Source organism: Providencia sp. PROV033 (genome assembly GCF_028484855.1).
Lineage (GTDB): Bacteria > Pseudomonadota > Gammaproteobacteria > Enterobacterales > Enterobacteriaceae > Providencia > Providencia alcalifaciens.
Window position 1 is genome coordinate 22871 of sequence record NZ_JAMPSW010000030.1, and the last position, 16555, is coordinate 39425.

15 protein-coding genes are annotated in these 16555 nt (G+C 42.1%); 2 read left to right on the forward strand and 13 right to left on the reverse strand.

Annotated elements, in window-relative coordinates; all coding sequences use genetic code 11:
- Positions 1-76: 76 nt before the first annotated feature.
- Positions 77-478: a hypothetical protein gene (locus PSF16_RS07515; protein ID WP_272689057.1), complete on the forward strand. Its 402-nt coding sequence runs from the start codon at positions 77-79 to the stop codon at positions 476-478.
- A 36-nt stretch (positions 479-514) separates the two neighbouring features.
- On the opposite strand, the gene PSF16_RS07520 is transcribed toward PSF16_RS07515, so the two are convergent.
- Positions 515-772, reverse strand: a complete 258-nt coding sequence (locus PSF16_RS07520; RefSeq protein WP_006660686.1) for a GDCCVxC domain-containing (seleno)protein — start codon at positions 770-772, stop codon at positions 515-517.
- A gap of 193 nt (positions 773-965) precedes the next feature.
- On the opposite strand from PSF16_RS07520, the gene yegD reads away from it, so the two are divergent.
- On the forward strand, positions 966-2318 hold the full coding sequence (gene yegD, locus PSF16_RS07525) for a molecular chaperone (RefSeq protein ID WP_272689058.1): 1353 nt from the start codon (positions 966-968) through the stop codon (positions 2316-2318).
- A gap of 41 nt (positions 2319-2359) precedes the next feature.
- Here the strand turns inward: yegD and PSF16_RS07530 are convergent, their stop codons facing one another.
- The 12 genes from PSF16_RS07530 to PSF16_RS07585 form a co-directional block, all read right to left on the reverse strand.
- Entirely contained in the window at positions 2360-3031 is a 672-nt protein-coding gene (locus PSF16_RS07530) for an ABC transporter ATP-binding protein (protein WP_006660684.1), read from the reverse strand.
- A 30-nt stretch (positions 3032-3061) separates the two neighbouring features.
- Positions 3062-4765: an ABC transporter permease gene (locus tag PSF16_RS07535; RefSeq protein ID WP_272689059.1), complete on the reverse strand. Its 1704-nt coding sequence runs from the start codon at positions 4763-4765 to the stop codon at positions 3062-3064.
- Positions 4749-5795 carry a Fe(3+) ABC transporter substrate-binding protein gene (locus PSF16_RS07540; protein ID WP_036961787.1) on the reverse strand — a complete coding sequence of 349 codons (1047 nt, stop codon included), beginning with the start codon at positions 5793-5795 and terminating at the stop codon, positions 4749-4751. The genes PSF16_RS07535 and PSF16_RS07540 overlap by 17 nt, the downstream gene beginning before the upstream one ends.
- 297 nt (positions 5796-6092) lie before the next feature.
- Positions 6093-7019, reverse strand: coding sequence for a fimbrial protein (locus tag PSF16_RS07545; protein WP_392397800.1), 927 nt, complete (start codon positions 7017-7019; stop codon positions 6093-6095).
- A gap of 23 nt (positions 7020-7042) precedes the next feature.
- The gene (locus PSF16_RS07550; protein ID WP_272689060.1) at positions 7043-7552 is read right to left on the reverse strand and encodes a fimbrial protein; all 510 of its coding nucleotides are present in this window, start codon (positions 7550-7552) and stop codon (positions 7043-7045) included.
- Positions 7553-7567: 15 nt separating this feature from the next.
- Positions 7568-8152, reverse strand: a complete 585-nt coding sequence (locus tag PSF16_RS07555) for a fimbrial protein (RefSeq protein WP_226890306.1) — start codon at positions 8150-8152, stop codon at positions 7568-7570.
- Positions 8115-10751 carry a fimbrial biogenesis usher protein gene (locus PSF16_RS07560; RefSeq protein ID WP_006660678.1) on the reverse strand — a complete coding sequence of 879 codons (2637 nt, stop codon included), beginning with the start codon at positions 10749-10751 and terminating at the stop codon, positions 8115-8117. The genes PSF16_RS07555 and PSF16_RS07560 overlap by 38 nt, the downstream gene beginning before the upstream one ends.
- 86 nt (positions 10752-10837) lie before the next feature.
- Positions 10838-11536, reverse strand: a complete 699-nt coding sequence (locus tag PSF16_RS07565; RefSeq protein WP_006661101.1) for a fimbria/pilus periplasmic chaperone — start codon at positions 11534-11536, stop codon at positions 10838-10840.
- Positions 11537-11600: 64 nt separating this feature from the next.
- Positions 11601-12137: a fimbrial protein gene (locus PSF16_RS07570; protein ID WP_006661100.1), complete on the reverse strand. Its 537-nt coding sequence runs from the start codon at positions 12135-12137 to the stop codon at positions 11601-11603.
- Between the two features lie 77 nt (positions 12138-12214).
- Positions 12215-12763, reverse strand: coding sequence for a type 1 fimbrial major subunit FimA (fimA, locus tag PSF16_RS07575; RefSeq protein ID WP_006660675.1), 549 nt, complete (start codon positions 12761-12763; stop codon positions 12215-12217).
- A gap of 145 nt (positions 12764-12908) precedes the next feature.
- Positions 12909-13184: a helix-turn-helix domain-containing protein gene (locus PSF16_RS07580; protein ID WP_006660674.1), complete on the reverse strand. Its 276-nt coding sequence runs from the start codon at positions 13182-13184 to the stop codon at positions 12909-12911.
- Between the two features lie 1078 nt (positions 13185-14262).
- Entirely contained in the window at positions 14263-16551 is a 2289-nt protein-coding gene (locus PSF16_RS07585; protein WP_006661099.1) for an FdhF/YdeP family oxidoreductase, read from the reverse strand.
- Positions 16552-16555 lie beyond the last annotated feature (4 nt).

Here is a 16555-nt window from a genome sequence, read left to right on the forward strand (position 1 = left end):
GCTTTATTATCTTTCTACCTCCTTGATTGATAAAAAATAATAATAAGTTTAAATATTATAATTTAGAAAAAATATCATGACGAATAAGATACTTGCTATCTCAGTGATTATTCTTATTGCAGGAGGATCGTTTCTTGCAGGAGTAATGACTAACTATACACCTGATTTAGATGTAATTAAGAAGTCAGAGAAGGCTGTCGAAGACCTTTTAAACTTCCCTAAAACAGTCGAATTTAAAGATGTTAAATACCATATAATAAGGGAAACATTAGATCACGGTACGCTTGGCTATGTTTGTGGTCAAGTTCTCGTTTTTGATGCAAAAAACAGCTATACCTATAAACGTTTTATGGTAAAAACCTACCTGAATAAAGACGGCAGAAATATAGTTTCTATTCCGCTATTAGACAGAGACGAAATGGAGTTTCCGCTCAAAGAATTTAATTATTTATGGCGTAAAAATTGCCAAAGTCGATAATTATACTTAATTGAATATTATCTATTACTGATGAAATTAATTATTCTTATCATTATCCTGTTTGTAGCAACATGAAAGTTTTCCTGTCATATTCGCCTCTTGGATAGGTGGACATTTTACCGTGCCATAAGAACAGAAAACACAGCAGTCGCCCTCTAATGGCTTCAATAATACGCCACAGTGAGTACATTCATAAAACCATTGGCAAGCATCCGTTGGCATTTCTTCTACTTTAGAAAATCCGCATTTTGGGCACGTAATTTCGGACATTAATTCAATATTCACTTGGCTCATGTTACATCCTAAAAAAATATCCGTTTCTACTGTTCAAATATTTTATCTCATCTCATTAACCTTATTTTTGCGCTAAGTTAGCTTTGCAGTCGCTTCTATCGCCAAAAATAAAATGCGGTTCCAATAGCATTTCCTGCAAGGTTGATATAAAGTTTTCCACTTTTTTTAAAGCACCCTAAATTTTGGAGGCGAGATGTTTATTGGTTTTGACTACGGAACGTCCAACTGTTCCGTCGCAATCATGAAAGATGGCACCCCACAATTGCTCCCCCTTGAAGGTAGCCACTTTTATATTCCATCGACCCTGTGCGCACCGACAAGAGAATCGGTTTCAGAGCATTTATTTCGCCATTTGAATATCTCCCCTTCAGATTCTGTAGGGCAGCAGATCCTACGACGCTCTATCGCGTTTAACCAAGATGAAGGCATTGAATTAGAACCCGAAGATATTGTCTTTGGGCAAGCTGCATTGGACCTATACCTTAGCGATCCCCGCGATGTTTACTATGTTAAATCGCCAAAATCTTTTTTAGGGGCATCGGGTTTACACGAAACACAGGTCAGCTTCTTTGAAGATTTAGTGTGTGCCATGATGGCAAATATTAAACACACTGCTGAAGCCTCAACTCAACAAACAATAACTGACACCGTGATTGGTCGCCCGATCAACTTCCATGGTCGTGGTGGCGAGCTTGCCAACCAGCAAGCAGAAACTATCTTATTAAAAGCCGCCAAACGTGCTGGATTTAAAAATATTGCATTTCAATTTGAGCCTGTTGCTGCGGGTTTGGAATATGAAGCGACTCTCACTCAAGACCAAACCATACTCGTTGTGGATATTGGTGGGGGAACTACCGACTGCTCACTGATCCAGATGGGACCGAGTTATCAGGGTAGCCAAGACCGAACCCAATCGTTGTTGGCGCACAGCGGTCAGCGGGTTGGCGGAAACGATCTGGATATTTTCATTGCCTTAAAACAGCTAATGCAGCTATTTGGTATGGAAAGCCAGTATCAGTCAGGGATCAAAATGCCACTGTTGCAATTTTGGAACCCGATTGCGATTAACAATGTTGAAGCACAAAAAGAGTTTTATTCCCGAGCGAACCTCAATGCTTTAATTCGCTTGCAGCAAGAGGCTCAAGAACCCGCACTACTCGCACGCTTACTTGAGGTTTATCATCAAACGTTAGGTTACAGCATTGTACGTAAAGCAGAAGAAGCCAAGATTGCTTTATCCGATGAACCGACTTACTTAGCCAGAATTGCACTGTCGAAAGAGCTGCTCGAAGTGAATATTGGGCGTGAGCAACTCATTGATGCGATTGAATCACCAAAAGCCAAAATGATTGAATTAGTGAAAGAAGCGGTCACACAAGGCGGTGTACAGCCCGATGCCATTTTTGTCACAGGGGGGAGTGCTCGTTCACCTATCTTACATCAGGCAATTCAAGAACAACTCCCAAATATTCCAATTGTGCGTGGAGATGACTTTGGTTCCGTAACTGCGGGTCTAGCTCGCTGGGCACAAACCTGTTTTAAATAAGTTTATTCGCCAATGCCGCCTTCGCGGCATTGGATTCTTCGTTACTCTTCGAGCAATCGCCCTTCTTTTAAGTAACAAATTTTATTCGCCATCAGCTGAGCTTCATCTTCGCTATGAGTCACCAGTAATGCCGTTTGCCCTGCCGCACGTAAAATATCTCGGACTTCTTGTCCTAAACGTTTCCGGCTATCAGGGTCAAGGCTAGAAAGCGGTTCATCCAGTAACAATACCGCCGGCTGTGGGGCTAATGCTCTCGCTAACGCGATACGCTGTTGTTGCCCGCCAGACATTTCATGCGGGTAGCGCTCAGCGAGTGTACTCAGTTCCACCAGATTTAAAAGCTGCTGGACCCGAGCTTGCTGCTGATCTTTAGGTTGTTTTCTTAAGCCAAACGCCACATTCTGCGCCGCCGTTAAATGTGGAAACAATGCGTAATCTTGAAAGACCATCCCGACATTGCGCTGTTCAGGGGGTAAGTGAATATGTGGACCCGCAACACATCGTCCGCCCACATGGATAGTCCCTTTTTCAACGGGTTCAAACCCAGCAATAGCACGCAACGCCGTGGTTTTACCACACCCTGAAGCCCCTAATAAACAACCGATCTCACCCGCTGCAATATGCAAAGAGAAACCATTAAGTACATGGTTACGTTGATGTTTATTGCCGTAAGAGACATACACATTATCAAGAACTAAGGTTGAATCTGACACCGAATACGTTCCTTAACATAATGATTTTTATTAAGAAGACTGCTTTGACTGAGACGATGTGAGTTGGCTACGCGCCAATAAAATCACAGGTAATGTTCCCGCCAATACGATCAATAATGCTGCAATTGCCCCTTCCTCATAAGTGCCACGAGCCGCTTCCGCATACAATGAAGTTGCCAATGTTTCAAAATTCACAGGGCGTAAAAGTAATGTGGTCGGCAGCTCTTTCATTGCATCCGCAAATACCAATAGCGCACTGGTGACAAGCGCCGGACGTAATAGCGGAAGGTGCACACGAAAGAATGTTCGCAGCTCGCTTTCCCCTAGCAGCCGTGAGGCTTGTTCCATACTTGGCGGAATTCGGGTTAAACCCGCATCAATCGCACCAATGGAAATTGCCATAAATCGAATTGAGCAGCAGATAACCAATAAAATTCCCGTAGATAACAGCGGTAATCCTCGAAAATCCAATAGTTCCGCAAGAAAATTATCTAGCGCCATACCCGGAGTTAATAAGCCAATCGCCAACACGGTCCCGGGTACCGCATAGCCCAGCGAAGCAACTTTCATTAAGGTTCGACGCCATTCTTGAGACGAACCAGAAATCGCGCTCGCTCTGGCATACCACGCCACAACAATACTCACCAACGTCACAACAACGGTGACACCCACCGCCAGCAATAATGAATTTTGTAATGACTGCAACAGGCTGCTTGAAATTGTCATGCTGTCACTGATGCGTTTAATACTTTCCCATCCCAAGAAAAGAGCTGGCGCTAAAAAGCCTAATACGACGGGTAGCGCGGTGACGCACGTGGCTAATATGGCTCGCCATCCCGTCAATCGTGATGGCAAGATCCCACGCATTTGCCGTCCAGTACTGTAACGCTGATTTTTTCGACCGTAATATTCTAATGCTAACAACAAGATAATCACGGTTAACATCGAGCAGGCGATTTGCGCCGCAGCGGGTAGATCTGAGCGAGTCACCCACGTGGTGTACACCGTCACGGTGAGCGTATTCACACCCAAAAATTCCGATGCACCGATGTCATTAAGCGTTTCAAGCAAAGCAAGACTCGTTCCCACTACTAACGCGGGGCGCGCCATGGGCAATGCCACGCGAAAAAAGGTCCCTGTAGAACTGAGCCCAAGCGTTCGCGCCGCTTCCAATAAATGGGCGGGCTGGCTCATAAACATCGCCCGCATGGTCAGGTAAACATACGGATAAAGCACCAAACCCAGCAGCAAAATGGCGCCCGTCATCGAACGGAGATCAGGCAGGCGGAATTGGCGTGGAGAGTCATAGCCTAATACGCTACGGATAAACTCTTGAATAGGTCCAATAGGGTGTAGCAGGTCTAGCCATGCAAACGCCACAATATAGGTTGGCATTGCAAGAGGTAACAGCAGAGCCCAGCTAAACAACTTACGCCCGGGAAAATCAAATGCCGTCACCAGCCATGCACAACCGGCACCAATGGTCATGACCATCGCACCGACACCCAGCAACAAAACTACCGTATTCAAAGTTGCATCGGGTAACACATAACGCATCAAGTGTTCCCAATGATCTAACCCTGAGCTTGCTGCAAGACCCAATAAAAACAATAAAGGGGTCAGAACGCCAAGCGTAATGACCACCACAGAAAGTGTTAATGGCGAAAAACCAACGCGCGACAACCTGAAGGAGCCGCGCGCAGAGGTTGAGCCAGTATTATTGATCGAATCCAACTTTATCTACCAACTGACTCGCTTGTTTACGGTATTTCACAATTTCGGTCAGTGGGAGAGTATCCACATTGATTTCACCGATCGCGTTATTGATGGTGGCATCTAATGGCACCCCTTTACGAATTGGGTATTCATAGTTTGCTTGGGCATACAGCTGTTGAGCTGGAACAGAAACCAGATATTCCATCAGTTTAACGGCTTGCTCTTTATGTGGAGCATTACGCGCGACTGCTGCACCAGTGATGTTGACGTGTGTTCCACCATTGGTAAAGGTAGGCTGAACCACTTTGATAGCATCTCCCCATTTACGTGCGTCAGTGCCCTCTTTGGCATTTTTCATGTGACCCACATAATAAGAGTTAGCTAAACCGACATCACAGATACCGCCAAGAATATCACGCGCAACATCGCGGTCACCGCCTGTCGCTTTGCGTGCTAAGTTAGCTTTCACACCGCGTAACCAAGCTTCCGTTTTTGCTTCGCCATCGTGGGCAATCATTGCAGCCACTAACGCCGTATTATAAGGATGCTGACCTGCGCGGATACAAATTTTGTCTTTCCATTTTGGATCGGCTAAATCTTCATAGGTGATGCTCTTTAGCGGTAAATCTTTCTCTGCATACAGCACACGAGCACGCATCGATAAGCCAAACCATTGGTTATCTTTGTCACGTAATGAGGCAGGAATTGCATCAGTTAATGTTTTTGATTCAACAGGCTGAGTCACACCTGCTTCAACTAAATCGATAAGGTTCCCAGCGTCCACCGTCATTAATAAGTCAGCTGGCGAATTTTTACCTTCCGCTTTAACGCGCTCTAACATACCGTCTTTGACATAGACAGTGTTGACGTCAATAGCTGTTTCTTTGGTAAAGGCATCCAAAAGTGGCTGGATCAAACCCGGCTCACGCGTGGTGTATAACGTTAGGGAATCTTTTGCCATGGCAGGCAGTGCGCAGGTAACAATAAGCGATGAGGCCAGCGTAACTAAACGAGTTTTATTACGCAAAAAATACAGTTTTTTCAACATTTTGCTATCTTCTCCGAGGTGAAGTGATGCTTGAATTAGTTTATTGAGTATTTTTAACTGGTCGAAAAAAAGTATATTGATAATAAATCTCGTTTGCAAACTATTTTCATCCATTAATAATTATCATTAATAACTATTGAAATTTATTTATATTTTATTGTTTAAGATTCATTTTTAATGAATCGTTTTCCTGCGGGCATAAAAAAAGCATCTTAACGATGCCTAATCAACAAATATAATAATGAAAAGGCTCACGATATTCCATCATGAGCCTTTTCGTCTCTCTAGATTAAGTCACTAATCATACATAAACGTCACGCCAATAACGGACTGCACTTTCCCTGCGGTGACCTGACCTTGAGTTCTAGAATATCGCGCGCTTAGCCCTAAGTTCACCGCTGAACTTCCTACTCGACCTAACTGCACGTTTTGGTTTGCAGGGATAGCATTACCATTGCGAACCATTTGAATTCCTACCCCTTTTGCAGCATTAGCGCCAGACAGTGTATTAGCAAAAATATTGCTGCTCGTATCCGTTGTACCGGTTAAATAATAGGAGATATTTTGGCTCGAAGCGCAATAGATAGATAACGGTACCGGCTGAGCACTTCCCGGATATTCCGGTAAATTGACGACCACATTACGCGAAGAAACATCACAACCACCAATTGGTACGACAACATCATTGTTAGCATACAAATTCCATGTAAAGGTTGATGTATTGACGTTCCCTCCTCCCACTATGTTGGAGCCAACTTGATACATCACCAATGTCGCAAAGTGGGTTCCTCGGTTAACCACTACACCACCCGCCGCAGAAATGGGGGTTAAATATAATTGAGTATTCCATGCAGTGTAATTGCCTGATTGAAAATCCTGCTGGTGAGTTGGGCTAGTCAAAGGGAACGTATAGCTTGAGCCATAATATCGTAATGAGCCTCGAAAGTTATTTAATACCCCACCATAAGCGGAACCACGGATCATATTCACTTGGTCACGTCGCGCTGATGGGTCATCGTTCTTACAAAATATTGAATTCGACAAATCGACCACTAAGTTTTGACCAGCTTGAACACTTGGCTGCAAGTTAACATACGCATTGGCGGTCACTGGGCTTTGTGTGTAGCTTAAAACGTTTCCTGTTGAGTCATAACAGGTAAACGCATATGCCGATGAAGCCCCGACAAAATAGATAAATAAGTTAAGAAAAATTAATCTAATCATATATTTTATATTCATAAAATGACTCACAGATAAGTGTAAGTGACATCAATCGCCGCTTGGATAGTGCCTTGTGTCGCACCACCTTTCACCGATATCGCCCTCACCTGTAAAGGAAAGCTAGTTGAAAGCGTTGCATCGTTCACCGATACGCGCTTTTGCGCACCGTTACTTAAATTATTGCCCGATGTATCTTGAAGTTGCAGCTGAATATTTCCTGCCGTGCCCTGATTTTTGTAGTATCCCACCGTGTCGGCAACACCTTTGAATGTCGCCATTACCACCGATGTTCCTACCGGACAATTGACCAAATCTAATGACACCGAATGCCATTCAGATGCAGAACCTGGGGAAACCAAATTGAATGTGTACAGATCGCCCAGTTCCACATTGGCAGTCGATGTTGAGACCGTGCAAGGTTTTGCCACGACACTGCCATTAACAGTTACAGTCACATCAGCCGCTTGCGTGGAAGTGATTGAAGCAGACAGCAACCCCAATAGTAGTGCCGTCGTCACCGTTGATTTATACGTCATCATCGCATCCTTTATTTACTGGAATTCGAGCGTAAACGTTGCCGTTGCTCGAATATGTCCCGCAGTGACTGGCAATTTTGACGCCATTAAACGTGCATTAAAATTGAGTGTATTGGCTTTTCCTGCGACTAATGGCGTCCATACAATGTTATTGGAGTCCGCATTGAGGACTAATGGGTTCTTGGCACTGTCCAAAATTTGAATCCCAGCTCCTGTTGCATTCGAGCTACCCGGTTCTATAGCAAGTAAGCTTTTATTATTTAAATCAGCGATACCAACAAACCCAACTTTTACCGCAGTCACTGCCGAACCACATGGCGTCAGTTCAATACGAAAAGGCACAGTAGGCGTCACTTCCCCTACGGAGTGCAGCTGTTTCACCGCATTGAGCAGTAAATCCACCACTTGATTTTGCGATCCCGGTGCTACCGCACAGGTATTATCCTTCACATTACCTTTAATAATAATGGTGCTATCCGCCGCAAAGGCACTGGTGCACAGGAGCAAAGAGGTCAGTATTGAGCTAAAAAATACTTTCGATTTATCAAACACAATTGGCTCCTTATTGGCACTCGGCACGATACTTACTGAGGATTTCATATTGGCTTTCTTCTGGCAGTGTGTAATTAACCGTACACTGAGCATCAGCCCCTTCCCCCCAACGTGCGATTAATCGACCCGTTAGCGGTAACCCCGTTAAATAAACTTGCCCATCTTCCGCCACAATACTGCCACCACCACTTTCATCAGAAGAGACGACGGAACCAAACGGCACTGGTTTTCCATGTCTCATCAACGTCATAAGAACTTTTATCCCAACTTTAGGTTGGAAATCAGCGCGAACCACAGCACCACGGGTTGGCACCACATTCATGACCGGATCATCAAGATCCACGTTATTCGCCAGTGTATTCGTATTCAGTGCAATACGGTTTTCACGGTACTCGGTGGCATAAGGCAATACAGCATAACCACGCCAGTCTGTCTCAACGCCCGTCTGGTTTTCAACTTTGACATGTCCCGCGCCCGGCGCTTTAACTAGCACGACGGTATCGTTCATCGGTTGACTCAATGTCAGCCCGTTTTCATGCGCTAAAATCCCGCCACTTACGCCGTAATAAACTTGGCGGATATTATCGGCATAGCTATAACCGACGTTGGCATTTCCATAAGCTCCACGATAGTTCAAAGAGGTATACCCTGTTCCCGAAGACTTACCATCGCCGCCCCCTGCATATCCTGCTTGAACGCTATAACTTAAGTTATTATCTTCCAGCAATGTGCCGTAAATACCTGCCGTATTGTTCACTCGTCCTTTTAGATCGTGTGAGACGTTATAACTTGCACTCGCATTACGCCAAATTGATTGGCTATCTGAACGTAACCAATGGCTAAACGGAATATTCACGTTCAATGCCAACATTTGGTCGTTACCTTCCTGCCATGAGTTTTTAGATAAGCTATAACTTAGGCCCCAACTAATACCTTGAATTAGGGTGTTGATACCAACCTGTAACTGTTTATCTGCCTTGTTCGTATTCCAATACGTCTCATGGCTTCCCGTCACATACATGGTGGATTGCTCACCCAATTGTTGCGTTAAGGTCAGCTGAATTTTTTCACGCTTGTTATACGCCAAGTTGTAATAGTCACTGAACTTAGGTGTAACGTAGATAACCCCATCTTGAGTCGCAAGATTGTACCCTGACATGCGCTTATACGTGGTATCAGCAAAGGAGTAATACCCTTTCGTTGAATACCGATAACCCGCTAACTGGATAATCGTTCCGGTTTCACTCATTGACTTGTTATACAAGAAACGGATTGACTGACCTTGATGGTTACTGTCATCCGGTAACTTGGCATTCGCATGAGTAATATCGATAGACAATGCCCCAAAAACACCAATATTTTTCCCGATACCTGCGTTAAATGACTGGTAACGATTGGCTAACTGAGTTCCACCATACAGCGTCCAGCCATAGGACAAACCATGCAACAGTGTGGTTTGTAAAAAGGTTGGTTTCTCCTGATTACCACTCCCTGAACGGTAATCACCCACGGTCACGGCATATTGGGTATGCCCTTCACGTTGTAATAACGGCACCGAAGCGTAAGGTACGGTATAGCTTTGTACCGAGCCATCAGCCTCAGTGATCGTCACGTGTAAGTCGCCGCTATTCCCTGCGGCATAGAGATCATTAATCACAAACGGTCCAGGCGGAAACGTATTGCGATAGATCTCATAACCATTTTGCTTAATGGAGACATCCGCTGTACCACGGGCGATCCCACGGATCACTGGCGCAAATCCTTTTTGGCTTTCGGGCAACATATTGTCGTCCGAAGCGAGTTGAATACCACGGAAGTTAACGCTATCGAAAATTTCGCCAGGCGTGTAGCTATCACCAATCGTTAGACGGGAACGAATCACATTGATACCACGCTCAAGATAGGTATTGATATGTTCCCAGCGAGTTTCACTATTTGCTGTGCCTGAGCTGTGGCTCCATGTGGAGTTATCCCGTAATCGCCATGCGCCAAAGTTTAAACCACTTTGTAGATTCAAATAGTTATAGCTACTGTTCTTTCCGTCTTGGTTACGAGCACTGCTTCCCGTCAGGCTATAGTTTAAAATTCCTGCCGTGATCCCTGAATCCCAAAGCTCCGGAGGAATAAAACCTCGTGCTTTGTCTTTCATAAACAGTTGTGGAACAGTGATATATAATCGTTGCAAACCGACATCAAATCTCGCCGTTGAATCCTTCACGGTGGATGATAATGGTTCACAGGTATCTTTCGGTTTTGTTGTTAATTCTGGAATCGATAGCGTATTGATCCCCATTTTTGCCAGCTCATCAGGGGTAAAACAAGGGGATAATTGTTTATCATTTTTATCCAGAACAAAACGCACATCTCGCGTCAGTAAATACCCGTCATTAAGATAGACATCGACACGGTAAGTACCTTCAGGCACTTCTTGCCCTTGTTCAAATGCAGATAAATCTGCGACTGCCGAAGGGTCATCCGCTAAGAAACGAGGGTTAAAATACAACTCTGCCGTCGCCCATGTTGGATAAAGGCATGCGCCTATCAAGAATGCCAGCGGAACCAAAGGAAAACGGCGCTCGAATCTGCATCCCAAAAATGATCCTTTTTTTGAAATTAATTGCCCTTTTACAGATGCCAGATGTGACATGCTCCCTCCGCTCAACAATGTTGCTCAGCAAATTTTCCAATTTGGAATGATGTTTAATTATTTTCGAGAAATAAAAACGTACGTTTTTACTGCATTTTTCCTGTCATTTTCGGCGTTAGTGCGCCGTAATCATTAATGGTTTGGTAGCTAATGGCACCATTTCCATTGGAAGGAACATTTACTGACGCATCACCAAATGGCGGAACAAGTACGTTATCCAACTTCGCTGATCCGATTTTTAAATCGGTGACAGTCGCAAAATAAGGCGTTGGGTTAACCACAACCAATGAGCTACCTTGGCGCTTAAAACGTAATTCTTCAGCCACTTTATCTGGAGCAATAGAGAGACCTGTAGGACGGTAATACAATTTAATGCGGCTAATAATCGCTAACTGTAACGTGTTTTCGCTCATGTTCGCTTTGTCCATTGCTGGAATCGCTTTCACATTCAGCCAAAACAGTGTTTCTCTATCTTTCGGCAGTTGGTTATTGGTCGCATCAATAATGCGCAGTGTATTTTCTTTAACACCTTTCATCGTGAAAAGAGGCGGTGTAATTGCAAATTGGCTATCTTTTTGACCATTCGCATTTTCGACCCATGACTGGATAAGAAAAACGCCTTTTTCATCATTGTTGGTCACGGCAAGTTGAACCTGCTTTTGATCTGCAGGATAAATCACTCGCGTTGCACCTAATGCAACACCTGCATAAACCTGAGTGGACACGGTCGAACAGAGTAAAAGTAATAAGGCGGTAATGAACTTATATGTTTTTCTGGTTTTCATGTTTACATCTGTCCTTTTTTTACTAAAAAATTAAATAAATATGTCACTGTCTTTTTCGATATTTTTATTCATAAGTCAGTGAGAAAAGTGCTTGTGTATTCGCTTTTCCGCCCATGATGTTCTCGCTTGTCGAGCGATACTTCGCAACAAAATGCAATGTCATATCCCCATCACGCAGATTTGCCACTTTACGTGGAGCACTATTCACCGGAATTAAGGTATTTTTTGAATCAAAAATGGCTACTCCCACACCTCTCGCGGTGTTAGGTCCATCACCGATGGAAAAAATATCTGGGTTCCTTTCATTAGCCACACCGTTGAAGGTTATGGATACATACTCGCTAACTGCATTGCTACACTCTCGGAGGTGAAGATCAAACGCAGTCGGTGCTGAATCTTGACCTGGAGCCTTGAATGCATTAGTGCGCACTTGCCCCATATTCACGACTAAATTACGGTCTGAAGTTTCAACAGTGCAGCCTTCCGCAATTAACTCCCCTTGAAAGCGCATCCCGCCACCAGGAAGTTGGACTTTCCATTTATTTCCAGCTTGCAAAAATGGAGAAAACAGAAGGAGTGAAACTGCCAGCAGCTCTCTCATAAACTTCCACCTTTTGGTTCGTGAATAAAAGCCATCCTTGGCTTATCAAATGGGATATCCCTAATCCTTTTTAATGATTACTCGTATTGAACTGCGAAGGTTGCATCTGCGTTAGCAACACCAGCAGTTGTTGCACCCAGTGCAAAGTAACGTGCTTGGAATGGTAGTACGTTTGCACCATCATTCAGCGTGATAGGGCTGCTGAATGTTGCGCCATCCAGACCCAGAGGTGCGCTTTGACCATCTAAAATTTGGATACCAACGTTAGTTGCCGCACCTGAAGCTGAAGAAGCAACAGATAAAACAGTTGGGTTAGCTGCATTCGCTGCAACACCGGTAAATGCTACTTTTGCAGAAGTTGCAACAGTGGTGTCACAGTCGTTTAATTGAATGTTGAAACCTACAGAACCACTGGTATCACCTAATTTAGCTAATTTAGCAGTACGAACTTGGCCCAGACGAACAGTTTGCTCTACAGAACCAGCATCAACAGCACACGCTGCATTCACTAGCTCACCTTTAAAGTGTACCTGACCGCCGTTAACGGTTGTGGTTGCAGCCATTGCAGCAACTGAACCTAAAGATAAAGCTGAAATAACAACAAGTGCTAGTGATTTAACTTTCATAATATTTCCTTATGTTTATTTATTAAGTACATCTTGATAGAAAAAAATACAGACTTCATGACACCATAATTGAAACGATCGAATTTAATTAAATTACAAAGAGTAATTTAATTAAATTTGAATTGTTTTTAAGATTAAGACGCTATCACTCTATTTTCGAGTTTTTATAGACGCTAGAATCAAATAAATACTTCATTTTTTCAAAAAAAACATCGATATCTCGACTACTCATTTCAAGTGCGTTAAATAATATAATAAGCTTATCAAATGATATATTATTCACGCCGTTTTCATAACGAGATATTTGTTGTTGGCTAACATTAATACGTTTCGCCAATTCACTTCCTGTTAATCCTGTACGCCTACGGTAGTCTTTTAACATCCTGCCAATATTATTTGATAGCTGTTCAGATTCTCGCATTTCAAACCTCTCAGATCATATTTTGCTGATTATTTTTATATATTATCGATAAAGGCAAATACTCTTCAGCTGTTATTAAGTTATAGAATTAGATGAGCGGTTAAAAATTGTTTTTTTCGATCGAAAAGGTAGGATTTGATATACACAGGCTATCAATCAAGATTTTTAATTCATTTAAATCAATAAACAATCAAATATGAGTAAATATTTAACTATTCAAAATCAGATAGTTATAAAAAAACAAAATTATCGAAATAAAATATTAAAGATATTTGTTTAAATAAAATAAGCCCCATATAACACGGGAAACATGTGAAATAGAAACAATAATTTACAATAAGAACCAATATATAAAAACAAGGATACTAACTATTTAAAAATAAGAATCTCTTGTATCACAATTAATTCGCGTAGCTAAAAATAAAAACCAATCAAAAAAAGATAATCGGTATAGGATTACAAAAAAAAACATAAAATAAGCACATTAAAAGAAACAAATCGGTATATTTCACAAATTCTGGAAGCTAAAGCTAAATAATCTCGAAGAAAAACATAAAACTGAATTCATTATAGCTGAACATAGGAATATTCCTAGCAACAGAAAAATAAATATGTAAATAATTATTACCACGGGCTTCTTACCTTTAATTCGAGTTTTCCATCATAAGATTTAATTAAATTTTAAACATTTTATAACTTAAATAATTAAACTTTCCTAAAAAACATCAGTGAGCGTATTCATGAATTATCATATCTTTATTTAATCGTTTATTTACCTCAAATCGTTAAGCTAATCACTCACGATACACATTAAAAATAGTTTAGATATCGTAATGTATTTGTTCAGCATAAATACTAAGTAATATTGAATAGATTATTTATAAAGTGCCTAGGAAAGCCGGCTCGTCAATGCCATATGCATTTAGTCGCTAACATTAGAGGATGACTGGATAAGAAAAGCAGTAAAGATGTTCGGCTTAGCAGAAGGGAAATCGACATCATTTAGACAAAATCGTTGATGTGCCTTTAGAGGGAAAAATAAACCACCCCCTATAGGGGTGGTTAAAATGTAAAATCATTAGGATGCAACACTTGCCTTCTCTAAAATGACTGGAATATTTTTATACGCCGGAATACCACATTGAGGATCAAAGTTATCGAGCGCTATCAAGTTATTTGCTTCTGGAAAATAAGTGGCAACACAACGATCAGCCATATCATAGATAACCACTTTTAGATTATCTAAACGACGTTTAGTCCTCTTTTGCTGTTTATCCAAGGCAATAACATTGACCCTATCACCCGCAGATAATTTTTGTTTTTTTGCCTGAGCTTCACTGATAAAGATGACGTCTCTCTGACCAAAAACGCCACGATAGCGGTCATTCATTCCATAAATTGTCGTATTGTACTGGTCATGGCTACGTATAGTTGCCAACACTAATTCGCTATGTGTCGCAGACTCCGGATCCTCAATAACACCTTCTGTTGTTATAAAGTTTGCCTTACCTGATTGCGTTAACCACCTACGTTGAGCCGCTGCATTTGTTAAATGAAAACCGCCAGGAATTCGGATTCTTTTATTGTAATCTTCAAAACCTGGTAACACGGCTTCCATTGCATCACGAATTTTATCGTAATCATCAATGAAATCATCCCACTCGACTTTTGAGTTAGGGATTGTTGCTTTGGCAAGACCAGCAACAATTGCACATTCTGATTTTAAATATGGGCTAGCCGGTTTTAGTTTGCCATGTGAAGCATGTACCATTGACATAGAATCCTCAACTGTAATGCTTTGTGGACCTGACTTTTGAATATCAACTTCTGTACGACCTAATACCGGAAATAAAAATGTATGCTTTGCCGTCAACAAATGTGACCGATTAAGTTTGGTCCCAATATGAACAGCCATATCAAGTTTTTTCATTCCACTGTAGCACGCATCTTTATCCGGCATAGCAACAGCAAGGTTTCCCCCCATACAGATCAATGCATTTACTTTTCCTTCAGAGATTGCTTGCATGCTAGCCACGGCAGCGTGACCAAAAGCGATAGGAGGTTTAAAACCAAAGCGTTGCTCAATTTTATCGATAAAAGATTGGCTTGGTTTTTCAGTTATTCCGACGGTACGGTCGCCTTGCACATTAGAATGCCCCCTTAATGGACAAATTCCCGCACCATCCCGACCAATATTACCTTTCAATAATAAAAGATTGATGAGTTGCTGAATATTTTGAGTGCCATGCTGATGCTGCGTAATTCCCATGCCATAACAAATAATGGTGTTTTTTGCTTCAATATAAAGTTGAGCAATTTGCTCTATTTCATCGCGAGTCATGCCACTCACAGATAAAATATCATCCCAAGAAGTAGACAACACATCTTGCTTAAGTTTATCGAAACCAACGGTATGGGTACTTATAAATTCATTATCTAATATAGGCGCTTGACCTTTTGCTACCGCCGCATCGTGATACTCAATAATAGTGCGAATGACACCTTTAATTAATGCAGTATCTCCACCGATCCTAACTTTATAGTAATATCCCGCTAGAGGTGTGGACTCTAGCGTCAACATTTCAATTGGATCTTGCGGATAAGTAAATCGTTCTAATCCTCTTTCTTTCAAAGGATTAATTGCGATAATTTTGGCACCTCGTTTTGATACCTCACGAAGTGAACTGAGCATACGAGGATGATTAGTCCCTGGGTTGTGCCCAATACAAATCACTAAATCAGCCTTGTCAAAATCTTCAAGTAATACCGTCCCTTTACCCACACCTATTGAAGCTGCGAGACCAACACTTGTCGGCTCATGGCACATATTTGAGCAATCCGGAAAATTGTTAGTTCCATATTCTCTGGCAAAAAGCTGATATAAAAACGCCGCTTCATTTGACGTTCGACCTGAAGTATAAAACTCAACAGAATTAGGATCTGAGTAACTTGATAACCGCTGACCTATTTGAGCAAAAGCATCGTTCCATTCAATTTTTTCATAGCAATCTGTTTGCGCATTATATTTCATTGGATGAGTTAGACGACCTTCATTTTCCAAGTCGTAATCATCCCACGTTAACAGCTCACTCACTGTGTGTTTCGCAAAAAACTCAAGTGTCGTTCTCTTTGCTGTGGCTTCCCATGCCATCGCTTTTGCACCATTCTCACAAACATCAAATGATGCACTATGTTTAGGATCTGGCCACGCACAACCAGGACAGTCAAAACCTTGAGGTTTATTCATTTCAAACATAGTAATAATGTCGGGTACAACATCCATCTGCTCGCGTATAGCTTCAGCGACAGCTTTAACTGCCCCCCAACCTGCTGCAGGTCCAGTGTAATCTTCGATTTTTTCTTTCATTTTC